Raw genomic sequence first — 14,340 nt, 5'->3', positions numbered from 1 at the left:
GGGGACTCCTGTTTATCAGTGACGTGCGGCGAGGAATTGGCGGACGGCTTCGATCTGCGGGGCGACGTTGAGCGCGGGGGCGTGGCCGCAATCGGGGAAATCGATGCGCTGCGCGCGCGGGCCGCGCCGCGTCATGGCCTCGGCCACTTCCGGCAGCAGCAGATCCGACTCGGCCCCGCGCAGCAGCAGCAGCGGCATGCGCAGCGAGTCATAGCCGCTCCAGCGGTCGTAGTCGTCGGGATGATGGCTGAACTGGCCGACGATGGCCGGGTCGTAGTGCGCGGTCACGCGCCCGTCCGGCAGGCGGCGCATCGAGGTCTCGGCCATGCGGCGCCATTGCTCGTCGCTCTGCCAGCCATAGGGCTTGTAGGCGGCGCGCAGCCAGGTCTCCAGTTCGGTGACCGTGTCGAAGGCAGGCGGATCGCCGGCGTAGTCCAGGATGCGCCGGATGGCGGGGCGCGGCAGTTCCGGCCCGATGTCGTTGACCACCAGGCGCGAGATGCGGTCGCGCAGGGTGGTGGCCGCGGCATGCATGCCGATGGCGCCGCCCATGGACGTGCCGACCCAGCGCACGCTGGCGAGCGCCAGCCCGTCGAGCAGGGCGCGCGCCAGCCGCGCGTAGAAGTCCAGCCGGTACTCGGCCACCGGGTCCGGGCTCCATTGCGACAGGCCGCGGCCGATCGTGTCCGGGCAGATGATGCGGTAGTCGGGCGCCAGCGCCTGCGCCAGCTCGTCGAAGTCGCGCCCGGTGCGCGCCAGGCCATGCCACATGACCAGCGGCGGCGCGTCGGGGGCGCCCCATTCGGTGTAATGCAGTTCGCGGCCTTCGCAGCGCAGATAGCGCGAGGCCGGCGCGGGCGCGGTCGCCATGAGTCTCCTCCCGGTGGGTCCAGGTCGTTCTGTGCGGTTGTTGTACGCTTATGCGGGTGAATATAGACTTGCGCCAGGCGCGCGCACAATGCGCCGCCCGCCCTGCTGCAGGCTGAGTCAAGAACTTGTAGACGCAAGATCAATTTGCGCTTCGCATCCCAGGAGACCGCGCCATGTCGGAGACGGAATTCGCCATTTCGGCCGGCGCCGGCGCGGACCGGCGCGATCAATGGCGCGCGGCGCTGGCCGACGCCTTCGGCCCCTTCGAGGTCCACGGCGGCAAGCCCGGCCATTTCGCCGGGCGCCTGCGCTACGCGCGCCGCGCCAGCCTGCAGTTCAACGACCTGCACTACCAGGGCCAGCAGCTCGAACGCACGGCCGGCAATGTCTCGCGGCTGGACCAGGAGTTCTATACCTTCGGCCTGCCGCTGGCCGGGCCGCTGGCGGTGCGCCAGCAGGGGCGGGACTTCCAGGTCGAGCCGGGCTGCGTGTACCTGATGAACCAGAGCCTGCCGTACCAGGCCACGGCGCTGGGCGCCGGCGGCTACCGCAGCCTGAGCATCTCGTTTCCGCGCAGCGCGCTGTCGCAGCGCGATTCGCGCGTCGGCGCCTTCCACAAGCTGCGCATCGATGACGGCTCGCCGCGAGGCGCCATGCTGGCCAGCTACATGGAACACATGTTCAAGGGCATGGACGGCTGGTCCGACGCCGAGGTCGCCGAACTGGGCGAGCGCCTGATCGACCTGATCGTGCTGTTCCTGGTGCAGCCGGGGCAGGGCCATGCGTCGGAGTCGGACAGTAGCGTGACGGTGGCGCACCGCCAGCGCGTGCTGGCCTACATCCGGCAGCACCTGGCCGATCCCGAACTGTCGCCGGCGCGCGTGGCCGAAGGCTGCGGCATCTCCGTGGCCTACCTGCACCGCATCCTGCGCGCCGGCGGGCTGTCGGCGGAGTCCTTCATCTTCGACCAGCGGCTGGAACGCTGCCACGCGCTGCTGCTGGACCCGCGCCATCGCCATCGCGCGATTTCCGAACTCGCCTACCAGGTCGGGTTCTCGCATCCGGCGCATTTCAGCCGCCTGTTCAAGCGGCGCTTCGGCATGTCGGCGCGCGAACTGCGCGCCCGTTCCTAGGACGCGGCCGCCGCCAGCGCCGCGTCCAGGTCGCCGATGATGTCGGCGTGGCTCTCGAAGCCCACGCCGAGCCGGATCAGTCCCGGCGGCAACCCCGATTCCGCCAGCTGCTGCGGCGTCATCATGCCCGCCCACATGGCCGCCGGATGCACCACCAGGGTCGAGAACGAGCCGAAGCTGGCCGAGCGATGCGCCAGCGTGAGCGCGCCCACGACGCGCTCGGCCTGCGCCATGCCGCCCGGCACCTCGAAACTCAGCACGCCGCCGTATCCGCTCATCTGCGCGCGCGCCAGCGCGTGCTGCGGATGGCTTTCCAGGCCGGGATAGTGCACCGCCGACACCGCCGGGTGCGCGGCCAGGTGCCGGGCGACGGCCAGCGCGGTTTCGTTCTGGCGCGCCACGCGCATGGGCAGGGTGCGCAGGCCGCGCAGCACCAGCCAGGCGGCGAAGGGGTCCAGCGTCGCGCCCAGCAGATAGGCCTTTTCCCACACGGCCTTGATGCGCTGCTCGTCGCCCACCAGCACGCCGGCCGAGGCGTCGCCGTGGCCGCACAGGTACTTGGTGGCGCTGTGCATCACCAGGTCCATGCCCAGCGCCAGCGGCTGCTGGTTGATGGGCGAGGCGATGGTGTTGTCGACCAGCGTGGTGATGCCGCGGGCGCGCGCGATGCCCGACATGCGCGCCAGGTCCGTCAGGCGCAGCATCGGATTGGACGGGCTTTCCAGCACGAAGAGGCGGGTCTCGGGGCGCGCGGCGGCGGCGAAGCCGTCGGCGTCGGCCTGGTCCACGAAGCTCACGTCGATGCCGAGCTGCGGCGCGATGTTCTGCAGCAGGCCGGTGGTGCCGCCGTACAGCACGCGCTGCGCCACCACGTGGTCGCCGCGGCCGGCGAAGGCCAGCAGCGCCGCCGTGATGGCGCCCATGCCGGAGGCGGTGGCCAGCGCGCATTCGCCGCCTTCCAGCCCGGCCACGGCGGACTCGAACGCGCGCGTCGTGGGGTTGCCGTAACGTGTATAGAATCCCGGATGCAGGGGCCGCGTCGCCATGTCCAGGAACACGCCGGCCTCGTCCGTAGCGAAGCTGGCCGTCTGGTACAGCGGCGGGGCCACGGGATACGAGCTTTCCGGCAGCAGTACGGCCGCCTGCGCCAGGCGGGTATGGGGATCGGAATGGGAAGACATCGTCTATGACCTCATCGAATGATTTCAGGTCCTACGATCTTATGGATGGCGGCGAGGCTGTCTTGTCTGATCCTGCTGTCGCCGCCCACGGCCTCTACGGCGGCCTGCGCGACGGCGTGCGGGTGTGGCGGCAGGGCGCCTGCGGCGCCATGGCGACCGCGGCGCGCTTCGTGCGCCACCGCTTCCGGCCGCATACCCACGACACCTTCATGTTCGGCCTCATCGAAAGCGGGGCCAAGGAATTCCAGCGGGGGCGCGCCACCTATCTCGCCGCGCCGCAATCGGTATCGGTGGTCAATCCGGGCGACCTGCACACCGGCCGCCGGGCCGCGGGAGCGGAGCTGCGCTATCGCGCGCTGTACGTCCCGGCCGACGCCATGTCGCAGGCGCTGGGCGCGGCCGCGGCCGTGGGCTTCCAGTCGGGCGTGGTCCAGGACCCCGCGGTGTTCCGCGCCATGCTGCGCGCCCACGACGCCCTGGTCGAAGGCGATTCGCGCCTGGCCTGCGACGGCCTGATGCTGGCGGCCCTGGGCCTGCTCGCCTCGCGCCATGGCGGCGCGGCGGCCGCCGGCCCGGCGCGGGAGGCCCGGCCCGAGATCCGGCGGGCCCGGGCGCTCATCGAGGATTGCCACGCGCAGGCCTTGTCGGTGGCCGAGATCGCGCGGGAGGTGGCGCTGAGCCCCTACCACCTGATGCGGCAGTTCCGCAGCCAGGTCGGCATGCCCATGCACGCCTACCAGCTGCAGGTGCGGGTCGAGCGCGCCAGGCGGCTGCTGGCCGCGGGCCAGGCGCCGGCCGACGTGGCCCTGAGCGTGGGCTTCGCGGACCAGGCCCATTTTTCCAAGCGCTTCAAGAGCCTGGTGGGGGCCTCGCCCGCCTCGTATCAGCGCGACCTGCGCCGCTGATGCGCCGGCGGCCCGGACGAAAAAACGGGCTCCCGCGGGAGCCCGTCAGTACATCCTGGCCGCGGAGCGGTCAGATGTGGGTGATGAACTTGGTCACCAGGTAGCCGTCGAACGTTTCCAGGCCGCCTTCGCTGCCGATGCCGCTGTCCTTGATGCCGCCGAAGGGCGTCTCGGCCAGGGCGCTGCCGAAATGGTTGATGTTGACCATGCCGGCTTCCAGGCCGTTGGAGACCTTGGTGGCCGTCTTCAGCGAGTTGGTGAACACGTAGGACGACAGGCCGAAGGGCAGGCTGTTGGCGCGGCGCAGCACTTCATCGGTGTCGGTGAAGCGGACCACGGGCGCGACCGGGCCGAAGGGCTCTTCGGTCATGAGCATGGAATCGTCGGGCAGCTCGGTCACGACCGTGGGGGCGAAGAAGAAGCCCTTGCGGTCCAGCGGGCCGCCGCCGACCACCACCTTGCCGCCGTGCTTCTTGGCGTCGTCGATGAAGGCGGTCATGGCGGGGACGCGGCGCTCGTGCGCCAGCGGGCCCATGTCGGTGCCGGTTTCAAGGCCGTCGCCGACCTTGATGTTCTTCAGCACTTCGGAGAAGCGCGCCAGGAACTGCTCGTAGGCGCCGTTCTGCACGTAGAAGCGGGTCGGCGATACGCAGACCTGGCCGGCGTTGCGGATCTTGAACTTGGCCAGCATGGTGGCGGCGCGGTCGATGTCGGCGTCGTCGAACACCAGCACCGGCGAGTGGCCGCCCAGTTCCATGGTGACGCGCTTCATGTGCGCGCCGGCCAGCGCGGCGAGCTGCTTGCCCACCGGCACCGAGCCGGTGAACGACACCTTGCGCACGATGGGCGAGCGGATCAGGTAGTCCGAGATCTTGGCGGGTTCGCCCCACACGATGTTCAGGCAGCCCTTGGGCAGGCCGGCGTCGTGGAACATGCGGGCGATCGCCATGACGGCGCTGGGGGAATCCTCGGGACCTTTCAGTACCACCGTGCAGCCGGCGCCGATGGCGGCGGCGATCTTGCGGATGGCCTGGTTGTACGGGAAGTTCCAGGGTGTGAACGCGGCGCAGACGCCGATGGGTTCGCGCACGACGATCTGGCGCACGTCGGGGTTGCGCGGCGGCACCACGCGGCCGTAGATGCGGCGGCATTCCTCGGCGTGCCAGTCGGCGTGCTCGGCGCAGGAGGTGACTTCGCCCACGGCCTCGGCCAGCGGCTTGCCCTGGTCCAGCGTCATGTTGCGGCCGATCTCGTTGGCGCGTTCGCGCGACAGCGTCGCGACCTTGCGCAGGATGGCCGAGCGGTCCATGGGCGAGGATTTCTTCCACGACTCGAACGCGCGCTGGGCGGCGGCTAGCGCCCGGTCCAGGTCCGCTTCGGTGGCGTGGGGCAACTGGCCGAGAACTTCCAGCGTGGCCGGGTTGATGACGTCCTGGGTGCGCCTGCCCTCTCCGGCGACGAATTCTCCGTCGATATACAGCGCCAACTGTTCATACATGCCTGTCTTCCCTTGCTAAATAGGAGTGGATAGCGATCACTGTCGCCCGCTCCAGTCTAAACCAGCTTGTGGATGGCGGGGAGGGCCAATGGCGGACGGGGCCGTGGAGCCAATCGGACCGCAAACCTTGCACGCGCGCCCGGGCATGGCCAAAATGGGGCATCTTTGGCCGCCTACCCGATTCCCTATCGTGCAACCCGTCGATGCGCGTCCGTCCGGCAAGCCCAGCCTCTATTCCCGGGTGTTCTTCCGTTTCATCGACTGGCTGCGCCAGCGCATCGCCCAGGCGTCGCTGGTGGGGGACCGGCCCATCTTCCGAAACGACCAGTTCCCCTGGCTGGCCGCGCTGGAGGCCCAGGCGCCGGCCATCCGCGATGAACTGAACGGGCTGCTGTCCGAACGCCAGCAGCTGCCGTCCTTCCACGAGCTGTCCCCCGACGTGGGCATGATCACGTCCGACGACCAATGGAAGACCTTCGTCTTCATGGGCTACGGCCTGCGTTCCGAGCGCAACCTGGCGCGCTGCCCGGCGACCGCGCGCGCCCTGCAGGGCATTCCGGGCCTGCGTACCGCCTTTTTCTCCATACTTGAGCCCGGCAAGCGGATTCCGCCGCATACCGGACCCTATAACGGCGTGCTGCGCCTGCACCTGGGACTGGTCGTGCCCGAGCCGGCCGAACGCTGCTGGATCGAGGTGGGCGGCGAGCGCTACCACTGGAAGGAAGGCGAGGCCGTGGTGTTCGACGACCTCTACCTGCACCAGGTGCACAACGACACCGAGGGCCTGCGCGCCGTGCTGTTCGTGGATTTCGAGCGGCCCTGCCGGGCGCCGGTGCGCTGGCTCAACCGCCTGGTGCTGGCGGCGGCGCCGTTCACCGACGAGATCCGCCGCGGCAAGGCCAACCACGACGCCTGGGAACGCAACTATTACGGCGGCAAGCGCGCCGGAAATAAAACGGGGGCGGATTGATTCGGGGCAGAAACGGCCTGCGGCCCGGAGTTGTCCACAGGCGTTGTCGTGTATTTGCTCTCTATGTCAACAAAGGGCTTGCGCTCAAAATATAAGCAGGCTAGAATTATCAGCTTTCCCAGATTGTCTGTTGGCTTAGAGGTCTACGTAGAGGTCTAAGCCCAGGTGATTGGGGGAATTACCCGCAGGATTTCAACCCAGGGTCGTTGCGTTGCCACCAGTTGCTGGTCTTTGGAGCGGAAAAGCTCGAGGCGCCAGCCAACAAAAGCAGGGCGGCTGACCTGACGGGACCAAAACTGGCAGGAATTGCAGTGTTCCTAAGGGGGAGAGCCCCGGGGGAAAACCGTATTTCCAGTTAAGTTGGAACAGGAAAAATCATGATCCAAATGCAGACCACGCTGGATGTGGCCGATAACACTGGTGCGCGTCATGTCATGTGCATTAAGGTGCTCGGTGGCTCCAAGCGCCGTTATGCCGGTATCGGCGACATCATCAAGGTGAGCGTCAAAGATGCGGCTCCGCGCGGACGCGTCAAGAAAGGCGAAATTTACAATGCCGTGGTGGTTCGTACCGCCAAGGGCGTGCGCCGTAAGGACGGTTCGCTGATTCGTTTCGGTGGCAATGCCGCCGTGTTGCTCAACGCCAAGCTGGAGCCCATCGGCACCCGCATCTTCGGACCCGTGACGCGTGAACTGCGTACCGAGAAGTTCATGAAGATCGTGTCGCTGGCCCCGGAAGTGCTGTAAGGAGCCCTACGATGAACAACATTCGTAAAGGCGACGAAGTCATCGTCCTGACCGGTCGCGACAAGAAGCGTCGCGGTACCGTGCTGGCTCGCGTTGGCGCCGACCACGTGCTGGTCGAAGGCGTCAATGTCGTCAAGAAACACGTGAAAGCCAACCCGATGGCCAACAACCCGGGCGGAATCGTCGAAAAGACCATGCCGATCCACATCTCGAATGTGGCGCTCTTCAACCCCGCGACCGGTCGTGGCGACCGCGTCGGCGTGCAGGAAGTCGAAGGTCGCAAGGTCCGCGTGTTCCGTTCCAATGGTGCCGTTGTCGGCGCCAAGGCGTAAGGGGCGATAGACATGTCTCGTTTGCAAGATCTGTACAAGAGCAAGGTCGCTGCCGACCTGCAGGCCAAGTTTGGCTACAAGAGCGCGATGGAAGTGCCGCGCATCACCAAGATCACCCTGAACATGGGTGTCTCGGAAGCCGTCGCTGACAAGAAGGTCATCGAGCACGCCGTCTCGGACCTGACCAAGATCGCCGGCCAGAAGCCCGTCGTGACGAAGACCAAGAAGGCTATCGCCGGGTTCAAGATCCGCGAAAACTACCCGATCGGTTGCATGGTCACGCTGCGTGGTCAGCGTATGTACGAATTCCTGGATCGCCTGGTGGCGGTTGCGCTGCCCCGCGTGCGCGACTTCCGCGGCATCTCGGGTCGTGCTTTCGACGGCCGTGGCAACTACAACATCGGGGTGAAAGAGCAGATCATTTTCCCCGAAATCGAGTACGACAAGATCGACGCGCTGCGTGGGCTGAACATCAGCATCACCACCACCGCCAAGACCGACGAAGAAGCCAAGGCGCTGCTGACCGCCTTCAGCTTCCCGTTCCGTAACTAAGGGGCTGATGACGTGGCTAAACTTTCCCTCATCAATCGCGACATCAAGCGCGCCAAGCTGGCTGACAAGTTCGCCGCCAAGCGCGCTGAGTTGAAGGCGATCATCGACGACCAGTCGAAGACCGACGAAGAACGTTACCAAGCTCGGCTCAAGCTGCAACAGCTGCCGCGCAATGCCAACCCGACGCGTCAACGTAACCGTTGCGTGGTCACCGGTCGTCCGCGCGGCGTGTTCCGCAAGTTCGGCCTGACGCGCCACAAACTGCGTGAAATGGCGATGAAGGGTGAAATCCCCGGCATCACCAAGGCCAGCTGGTAGGAGAAACAATATGAGCATGAGCGATCCCATCGCCGATATGCTGACCCGCATTCGCAATGCGCAGCAAGTGGACAAAGTTACGGTGAGCATGCCCTCCTCGAAGCTGAAGGCGGCCATTGCCGCCGTGCTGAAGGACGAAGGCTACATCGACAGCTTTGAAGTCAAGGGCACCCAGGCCAAGCCTGAGCTCGAGATCACCCTGAAGTACTACGCCGGCCGTCCGGTCATCGAACGCATCGAGCGCGTTTCGCGCCCGGGCCTGCGTATCTACAAGGGCCGTACCAGCATTCCTCAGGTCATGAACGGCCTGGGCGTGGCCATCGTTTCGACCTCGCGCGGCGTCATGACCGACCGTAAGGCTCGCGCCAACGGCGTCGGCGGCGAAGTGCTTTGCTACGTGGCCTAAGGAGAGTCGAATGTCACGTATCGCTAAGTATCCGGTCGAACTGCCCAAGGGTGTTGAAGCCAACATCCAGCAGGATCAGATCATCGTCAAGGGCCCGCTGGGTTCCCTGACCCAAGCCCTGACCGGCGACGTCACGATCGCGTTGGACGAAGGCAAGCTCACGTTTGCCGCCGCCAACGAGACCCGTCACGCCAACGCCATGTCGGGCACCGTGCGCGCGCTGGTGGCCAATATGGTCAACGGCGTGAGCAAGGGATTCGAGCGCAGGCTGAACCTGGTTGGCGTGGGTTACCGCGCCTCGGTTCAAGGCGACGCCGTTAAGCTGCAGCTCGGTTTCTCGCACGACGTCGTGCATCAGTTGCCGGCCGGTATCAAGGCCGAATGCCCCACCCAGACGGAAATCGTCATCAAGGGCGCCAACAAGCAAGTCGTCGGTCAGGTGGCCGCTGAAATCCGCGCGTACCGCGAACCCGAACCCTACAAGGGCAAGGGCGTGCGTTACTCGGACGAACGCGTCGTCATCAAAGAAACCAAGAAGAAATAACGGCGCACGCAAGGACGAATCATGGACAAAAAAGTTTCCCGTTTGCGTCGTGCGGTTCCGACCCGCCGGAAGATCAGCGAGCTGCGCGTTCATCGCCTCTCGATTTTCCGCTCGAACCAGCACATCTACGCCAACATCATTTCGCCGGAAGGCGATCGCGTTCTGGTCAGCGCCTCGACGGTCGAAGCCGAAGTGCGCGCGCAACTGGCCGGCCAAACCGGTCAGGGCGGCAACAAGGCCGCTGCGTCGCTGGTCGGCAAGCGCGTGGCCGAAAAGGCCAAGGCTGCCGGTATCGAACTGGTTGCTTTCGATCGCTCGGGCTTTCGTTACCATGGCCGCGTGAAGGCGCTGGCCGATGCCGCGCGTGAAGCCGGCCTGAAGTTCTAAGCGAGGATCTGTCAAATGGCTAAAGTACAAGGCAAGAACGCCGCGGAAAAAGAGAACGATGACGGCCTCCGCGAAAAAATGATCGCGGTCAACCGCGTGAGCAAAGTCGTCAAGGGTGGTCGCACCATGAGCTTTGCCGCGCTGACCGTGGTCGGCGATGGCGACGGCCGCATCGGCATGGGCAAGGGCAAGGCGCGCGAAGTGCCGGTGTCCGTTCAGAAGGCTATGGAACAGGCCCGTCGCGGCATGTTCAAGGTGGCCCTGAAGAACGGCACGCTGCACCACTCCGTGGTCGGCAAGCATGGCGCCGCCACCGTGCTGATTTCGCCCGCTGCTGAAGGTACCGGCGTTATCGCCGGCGGCCCGATGCGCGCTATTTTCGAAGTGATGGGTGTGCGTAACGTGGTTGCCAAGAGCCTGGGCTCGAGCAACCCCTACAACATGGTTCGCGCCACGTTGAACGGCCTGCGCGCCTCCCTGACCCCGGCGGATGTTGCTGCCAAGCGCGGCAAGACCGTCGAAGAAATCCTGGGGTAAATCATGGCTCAGAAGCAGATCAAAGTGACCCTCGTGCGCTCGGTGATCGGTACCAAGCAATCGCACCGTGATACGGTTCGCGGTTTGGGCTTGGGCCGTATCAACAGCAGCCGCGTGCTGGTCGATACGCCCGAGGTGCGTGGGATGATCCGTAAGGTGGATTATCTCGTTTCCGTCTCGGAAGCCTAAGGAATCACCATGTCGGATATGCAACTCAATACGCTGAAGCCCGCCGAGGGCAGCAAGCACGCCAAGCGCCGCGTCGGCCGTGGCATCGGTTCGGGTCTGGGCAAGACCGCCGGCCGTGGCCACAAGGGTCAGAAGTCGCGCTCGGGCGGTTTCCATAAGGTTGGCTTCGAAGGCGGTCAAATGCCGCTGCAGCGTCGTCTGCCCAAGCGCGGTTTCACCCCGCTCGGCCAGCACCTGTACGCCGAAGTCCGTCTGTCGGACCTGCAAGCCGTGCCCGTCGACGAAATCGACGTGCAAGTGCTGAAGGCCGCTGGCGTGGTCGGTCAGGCGGTTCGCTACGCCAAGGTCATCAAGTCGGGTGAACTCTCGCGCAAGGTCGTGCTCAAGGGCATTACCGCGACGGCCGGCGCTCGCGCCGCCATCGAAGCCGCGGGCGGCTCGCTTGCCTGATCACGAGGTGACGAGTGGCTAACGCGCAGGCATTGGGCAAAACCGGAGGACGTTACGGCGATCTGAAGCGCCGTCTCGTTTTCCTGGTGCTCGCCCTGGTGGTTTACCGGTTGGGTACACACATCCCGGTACCGGGCATCAACCCGGATGCGCTGGCGGACCTGTTCCGCCAGAACCAGGGCGGGATCCTCGGCCTGTTCAACATGTTCTCGGGCGGGGCGCTTTCGCGCTTCTCGATTTTTGCCCTGGGGATCATGCCGTACATTTCGGCATCCATCATCATGCAGCTGATGTCTGTGGTGGTGCCGTCGCTGGAAGCCCTCAAGAAAGAGGGCGAATCCGGCCGTCGGAAGATCACCCAATACACCCGCTACGGCACCGTGGTGCTGGCGCTGGTGCAGGCTGTGGGCATTTCGGTTGCGCTGGAGTCCCAACCGGGGCTGGTGATCGATCCGGGCATGCTGTTCCGCTTCACGACCGTCGTGACCCTGGTCACCGGCACCATGTTCGTCATGTGGCTGGGTGAACAGATCACGGAACGCGGTCTGGGCAACGGGATTTCCATCCTGATCTTCGCAGGTATCGTTGCGGGTCTGCCCGCGGCGCTGGCTGCATTGCTGGACCTGGTCCGCACCAACTCGATGTCCGTGCTGTCGGCGCTGTTCATCGTGGCTCTGGTGGTGCTGGTTACCGCTTTTGTGGTGTTCGTCGAACGCGGACAGCGCAAGATCACGGTGAACTACGCCAAGCGTCAGGTCGGCAACAAGATCTACGGTGGCCAAAGCTCGCATTTGCCGCTGAAGCTGAACATGGCAGGGGTGATTCCGCCGATCTTCGCATCGTCGATCATTCTGTTCCCGGCCACGATCACGAGCTGGTTTTCCAGCAGCGAGAACATGCGCTGGCTTAGCGACCTGGCTGCGGCCCTGTCGCCTCGTCAACCGCTCTACATCACGCTGTATTCGGCCGCGATCATTTTCTTCTGCTTTTTCTACACGGCTCTGGTGTTCAACAGCCGCGAAACGGCGGACAACCTGAAGAAGAGTGGTGCGTTCGTTCCGGGCATCCGTCCGGGCGAACAAACGGCGCGCTACATCGACAAGATCCTGATGCGTTTGACGCTCGCAGGTGCCATCTACATCACGTTGGTGTGCCTGTTGCCGGAATTCTTGGTGATGCGCTGGAACGTTCCGTTCTACTTCGGTGGTACGTCTCTGTTGATTATTGTGGTGGTGACGATGGATTTCATGGCGCAGGTCCAGGCCTACATGATGTCTCACCAGTACGACTCGTTGCTCAAGAAGGCTAACTTCAAGGGCCCGGGTTTGCCGATGCGGTAAGCAAGAGAATGTCCAAGGACGACGTCATTCAGATGCAAGGTGAGGTTCTGGAGAACCTCCCGAACGCGACATTTCGCGTCAAGCTCGAAAACGGCCACGTGGTGTTGGGCCATATTTCCGGCAAGATGCGTATGCATTACATCCGGATCCTGCCGGGTGACAAGGTCACAGTGGAGCTCACGCCCTATGACCTGACGCGAGCCAGGATTGTTTTCCGCTCCAAGTGAGCGGAACCGGATTACGGAAAATTAGGAGTCAACCATGAAAGTAATGGCATCGGTTAAGCGGATCTGCCGCAACTGCAAAGTTATCAAACGTCACGGCGTGGTGCGCGTTATCTGCACCGACCCGCGTCACAAGCAGCGTCAAGGCTAACCCGGGTTAGCGACTACGCAACGGATTTATTCAAGGAACAGTCATGGCCCGTATTGCTGGCATTAACATTCCGCCGCATCAGCACGCCGAGATCGGCCTGACCGCCATTTTTGGCATCGGTCGCACGCGCGCTCGCAAGATTTGCGAAGCGGCAAACGTCCCGTTTGACAAAAAGGTCAAGGATCTGAGCGACGCTGAACTGGAACGCGTTCGCGAACACGTTGGCGTGTTCACGGTCGAAGGCGACCTGCGTCGTGAAGTGCAGCTCTCGATCAAGCGTTTGATCGACCTGGGAACCTACCGAGGCATGCGCCACAAGCGCGGCCTGCCCGTGCGCGGCCAGCGCACTCGCACCAACGCCCGCACCCGCAAGGGCCCGCGTCGTGCTGCTGCGTCCCTGAAGAAATAATCGAGGAACTGGATTATGGCGAAAGCTTCCACCAGCGGCGCTTCGCGCGTGCGCAAAAAGGTCAAGAAGAACGTCTCGGACGGCATCGCGCACGTTCACGCTTCGTTCAACAACACCATCATCACCATCACCGACCGTCAGGGCAACGCGCTGTCGTGGGCCACGTCGGGCGGTGCTGGCTTCAAGGGTTCGCGCAAGTCGACCCCGTTCGCTGCGCAGGTCGCCGCTGAAACGGCCGGCCGCGTCGCGCTGGAGTACGGCATCAAGACGCTGGAAGTGCGTATCAAGGGCCCCGGCCCCGGCCGCGAATCGTCGGTCCGCGCTCTGAACGCGCTGGGCATCAAGATTTCGAGCATCGCCGACATCACGCCCGTTCCGCACAACGGCTGCCGTCCGCCGAAGCGTCGTCGTATCTAAAGGGAATCCACATGGCACGTTATACTGGACCCAAATGCAAGCTCTCGCGCCGCGAGGGTACTGACCTGTTCCTGAAGAGCGCCCGTCGCTCGCTGGATTCCAAGTGCAAGCTGGATTCCAAGCCTGGCCAACACGGCCGCACTTCGGGCGCCCGCACTTCCGACTACGGCCTGCAGCTGCGCGAAAAGCAAAAGCTCAAGCGCATGTACGGCGTGCTGGAAAAGCAATTCCGCAAGTACTTCGCCGAAGCCGAGCGTCGTCGCGGCAACACCGGCGAAACGCTGATCCAGCTGCTCGAATCGCGCCTGGACAACGTCGTCTACCGCATGGGCTTCGGCTCGACCCGCGCCGAAGCTCGCCAGCTGGTGAGCCACCGCGCGATCGAACTGAACGGCCACACCGCCGACATCGCCTCGATGCTGGTCAAGGCCGGTGACGTCGTCTCGGTCCGCGAAAAGGCCAAGAAGCAAGGCCGCATCAAGGAATCGCTCGACCTGGCCGCCAGCATCGGCATGCCCCAGTGGGTCGAAGTCGACGCCAACAAGATGACCGGCACGTTCAAGTCGGCTCCCGATCGCGCTGACGTCGCTCGCGACATCAACGAATCGATGGTCGTCGAACTGTACTCGCGTTAATCAGGCCTGCCGGCGCTACCTTCGCAATGCGCCGGCGAACTGGTCCCGCGACCCGTTTGCAAGTCCCGCAGCAGCCCGCTTTCCGCTTTTCGGCGGAGCGGGCTTTGCGGTAAGTATCGGCCCGCGCTTCGCGCCGGCCCTGTTTC

The 14,340-nt window shown here is 64.8% G+C and carries 22 protein-coding genes; 19 read left to right on the top strand and 3 right to left on the bottom strand.

Annotation, left to right across the window (positions count from 1 at the left end):
- Positions 1–15: 15 nt before the first annotated feature.
- Positions 16–870, bottom strand: a complete 855-nt coding sequence (locus AC1M14_RS26185) for an alpha/beta fold hydrolase (protein WP_102775031.1) — start codon at positions 868–870, stop codon at positions 16–18.
- Positions 871–1,043: 173 nt separating this feature from the next.
- On the opposite strand from AC1M14_RS26185, the gene AC1M14_RS26180 reads away from it, so the two are divergent.
- The gene (locus AC1M14_RS26180) at positions 1,044–2,003 is read left to right on the top strand and encodes an AraC-like ligand-binding domain-containing protein (RefSeq protein ID WP_479730695.1); all 960 of its coding nucleotides are present in this window, start codon (positions 1,044–1,046) and stop codon (positions 2,001–2,003) included.
- Here AC1M14_RS26180 and AC1M14_RS26175 read toward each other — a convergent pair.
- The gene (locus AC1M14_RS26175; RefSeq protein ID WP_479730694.1) at positions 2,000–3,184 is read right to left on the bottom strand and encodes a trans-sulfuration enzyme family protein; all 1,185 of its coding nucleotides are present in this window, start codon (positions 3,182–3,184) and stop codon (positions 2,000–2,002) included. The genes AC1M14_RS26180 and AC1M14_RS26175 overlap by 4 nt on opposite strands.
- A gap of 62 nt (positions 3,185–3,246) precedes the next feature.
- Between AC1M14_RS26175 and AC1M14_RS26170 the strand changes: the two genes are divergently transcribed.
- Complete coding sequence (locus AC1M14_RS26170; RefSeq protein ID WP_102775364.1) at positions 3,247–4,089, top strand: helix-turn-helix domain-containing protein; 843 nt, start codon at positions 3,247–3,249, stop codon at positions 4,087–4,089.
- 70 nt (positions 4,090–4,159) lie between these two features.
- Here AC1M14_RS26170 and AC1M14_RS26165 read toward each other — a convergent pair whose 3' ends face one another.
- A complete protein-coding gene (locus AC1M14_RS26165; protein ID WP_102775034.1) occupies positions 4,160–5,587 on the bottom strand; it encodes an NAD-dependent succinate-semialdehyde dehydrogenase in 1,428 nt (475 codons plus the stop codon).
- Positions 5,588–5,777: 190 nt separating this feature from the next.
- Between AC1M14_RS26165 and AC1M14_RS26160 the strand changes: the two genes are divergently transcribed.
- The 17 genes from AC1M14_RS26160 to rpsD all read left to right on the top strand — a co-directional run bounded on the left by AC1M14_RS26160 (position 5,778) and on the right by rpsD (position 14,194).
- On the top strand, positions 5,778–6,557 hold the full coding sequence (locus AC1M14_RS26160) for an aspartyl/asparaginyl beta-hydroxylase domain-containing protein (protein WP_246842539.1): 780 nt from the start codon (positions 5,778–5,780) through the stop codon (positions 6,555–6,557).
- 377 nt (positions 6,558–6,934) lie between these two features.
- Complete coding sequence (rplN, locus tag AC1M14_RS26155) at positions 6,935–7,303, top strand: 50S ribosomal protein L14 (protein WP_006216531.1); 369 nt, start codon at positions 6,935–6,937, stop codon at positions 7,301–7,303.
- Between the two features lie 11 nt (positions 7,304–7,314).
- Positions 7,315–7,635 (top strand): 50S ribosomal protein L24, encoded by a 321-nt coding sequence (rplX, locus tag AC1M14_RS26150; protein WP_102775036.1) that lies wholly within the window; start codon positions 7,315–7,317, stop codon positions 7,633–7,635.
- Between the two features lie 12 nt (positions 7,636–7,647).
- Complete coding sequence (gene rplE / locus AC1M14_RS26145; protein WP_102775037.1) at positions 7,648–8,187, top strand: 50S ribosomal protein L5; 540 nt, start codon at positions 7,648–7,650, stop codon at positions 8,185–8,187.
- Between the two features lie 12 nt (positions 8,188–8,199).
- A complete protein-coding gene (gene rpsN / locus AC1M14_RS26140; RefSeq protein ID WP_006216527.1) occupies positions 8,200–8,505 on the top strand; it encodes a 30S ribosomal protein S14 in 306 nt (101 codons plus the stop codon).
- 10 nt (positions 8,506–8,515) lie between these two features.
- Entirely contained in the window at positions 8,516–8,911 is a 396-nt protein-coding gene (gene rpsH / locus AC1M14_RS26135) for a 30S ribosomal protein S8 (RefSeq protein WP_102775038.1), read from the top strand.
- A 10-nt stretch (positions 8,912–8,921) separates the two neighbouring features.
- A complete protein-coding gene (gene rplF, locus AC1M14_RS26130; protein ID WP_102775039.1) occupies positions 8,922–9,455 on the top strand; it encodes a 50S ribosomal protein L6 in 534 nt (177 codons plus the stop codon).
- A 21-nt stretch (positions 9,456–9,476) separates the two neighbouring features.
- Positions 9,477–9,842: a 50S ribosomal protein L18 gene (rplR, locus tag AC1M14_RS26125; RefSeq protein ID WP_102775040.1), complete on the top strand. Its 366-nt coding sequence runs from the start codon at positions 9,477–9,479 to the stop codon at positions 9,840–9,842.
- A gap of 15 nt (positions 9,843–9,857) precedes the next feature.
- Entirely contained in the window at positions 9,858–10,379 is a 522-nt protein-coding gene (rpsE, locus tag AC1M14_RS26120; RefSeq protein ID WP_102775041.1) for a 30S ribosomal protein S5, read from the top strand.
- A gap of 3 nt (positions 10,380–10,382) precedes the next feature.
- A complete protein-coding gene (gene rpmD / locus AC1M14_RS26115) occupies positions 10,383–10,568 on the top strand; it encodes a 50S ribosomal protein L30 (protein ID WP_006216520.1) in 186 nt (61 codons plus the stop codon).
- A 9-nt stretch (positions 10,569–10,577) separates the two neighbouring features.
- Positions 10,578–11,018, top strand: a complete 441-nt coding sequence (gene rplO / locus AC1M14_RS26110) for a 50S ribosomal protein L15 (protein WP_069730502.1) — start codon at positions 10,578–10,580, stop codon at positions 11,016–11,018.
- A 14-nt stretch (positions 11,019–11,032) separates the two neighbouring features.
- Positions 11,033–12,358 carry a preprotein translocase subunit SecY gene (gene secY / locus AC1M14_RS26105; protein WP_102775042.1) on the top strand — a complete coding sequence of 442 codons (1,326 nt, stop codon included), beginning with the start codon at positions 11,033–11,035 and terminating at the stop codon, positions 12,356–12,358.
- 8 nt (positions 12,359–12,366) lie between these two features.
- Positions 12,367–12,585, top strand: coding sequence for a translation initiation factor IF-1 (infA, locus tag AC1M14_RS26100; RefSeq protein ID WP_003806927.1), 219 nt, complete (start codon positions 12,367–12,369; stop codon positions 12,583–12,585).
- A gap of 34 nt (positions 12,586–12,619) precedes the next feature.
- A complete protein-coding gene (gene rpmJ / locus AC1M14_RS26095) occupies positions 12,620–12,733 on the top strand; it encodes a 50S ribosomal protein L36 (RefSeq protein WP_003806928.1) in 114 nt (37 codons plus the stop codon).
- 43 nt (positions 12,734–12,776) lie between these two features.
- Complete coding sequence (gene rpsM / locus AC1M14_RS26090) at positions 12,777–13,142, top strand: 30S ribosomal protein S13 (protein ID WP_006389632.1); 366 nt, start codon at positions 12,777–12,779, stop codon at positions 13,140–13,142.
- Positions 13,143–13,157: 15 nt separating this feature from the next.
- Positions 13,158–13,559 (top strand): 30S ribosomal protein S11, encoded by a 402-nt coding sequence (rpsK, locus tag AC1M14_RS26085; RefSeq protein WP_006216516.1) that lies wholly within the window; start codon positions 13,158–13,160, stop codon positions 13,557–13,559.
- 11 nt (positions 13,560–13,570) lie between these two features.
- Positions 13,571–14,194 carry a 30S ribosomal protein S4 gene (gene rpsD, locus AC1M14_RS26080; protein ID WP_102775043.1) on the top strand — a complete coding sequence of 208 codons (624 nt, stop codon included), beginning with the start codon at positions 13,571–13,573 and terminating at the stop codon, positions 14,192–14,194.
- Positions 14,195–14,340 lie beyond the last annotated feature (146 nt).

The organism is Achromobacter sp. SX5, from assembly GCF_056711425.1.
This window is presented reverse-complemented; position numbering and strand designations above follow the sequence as displayed.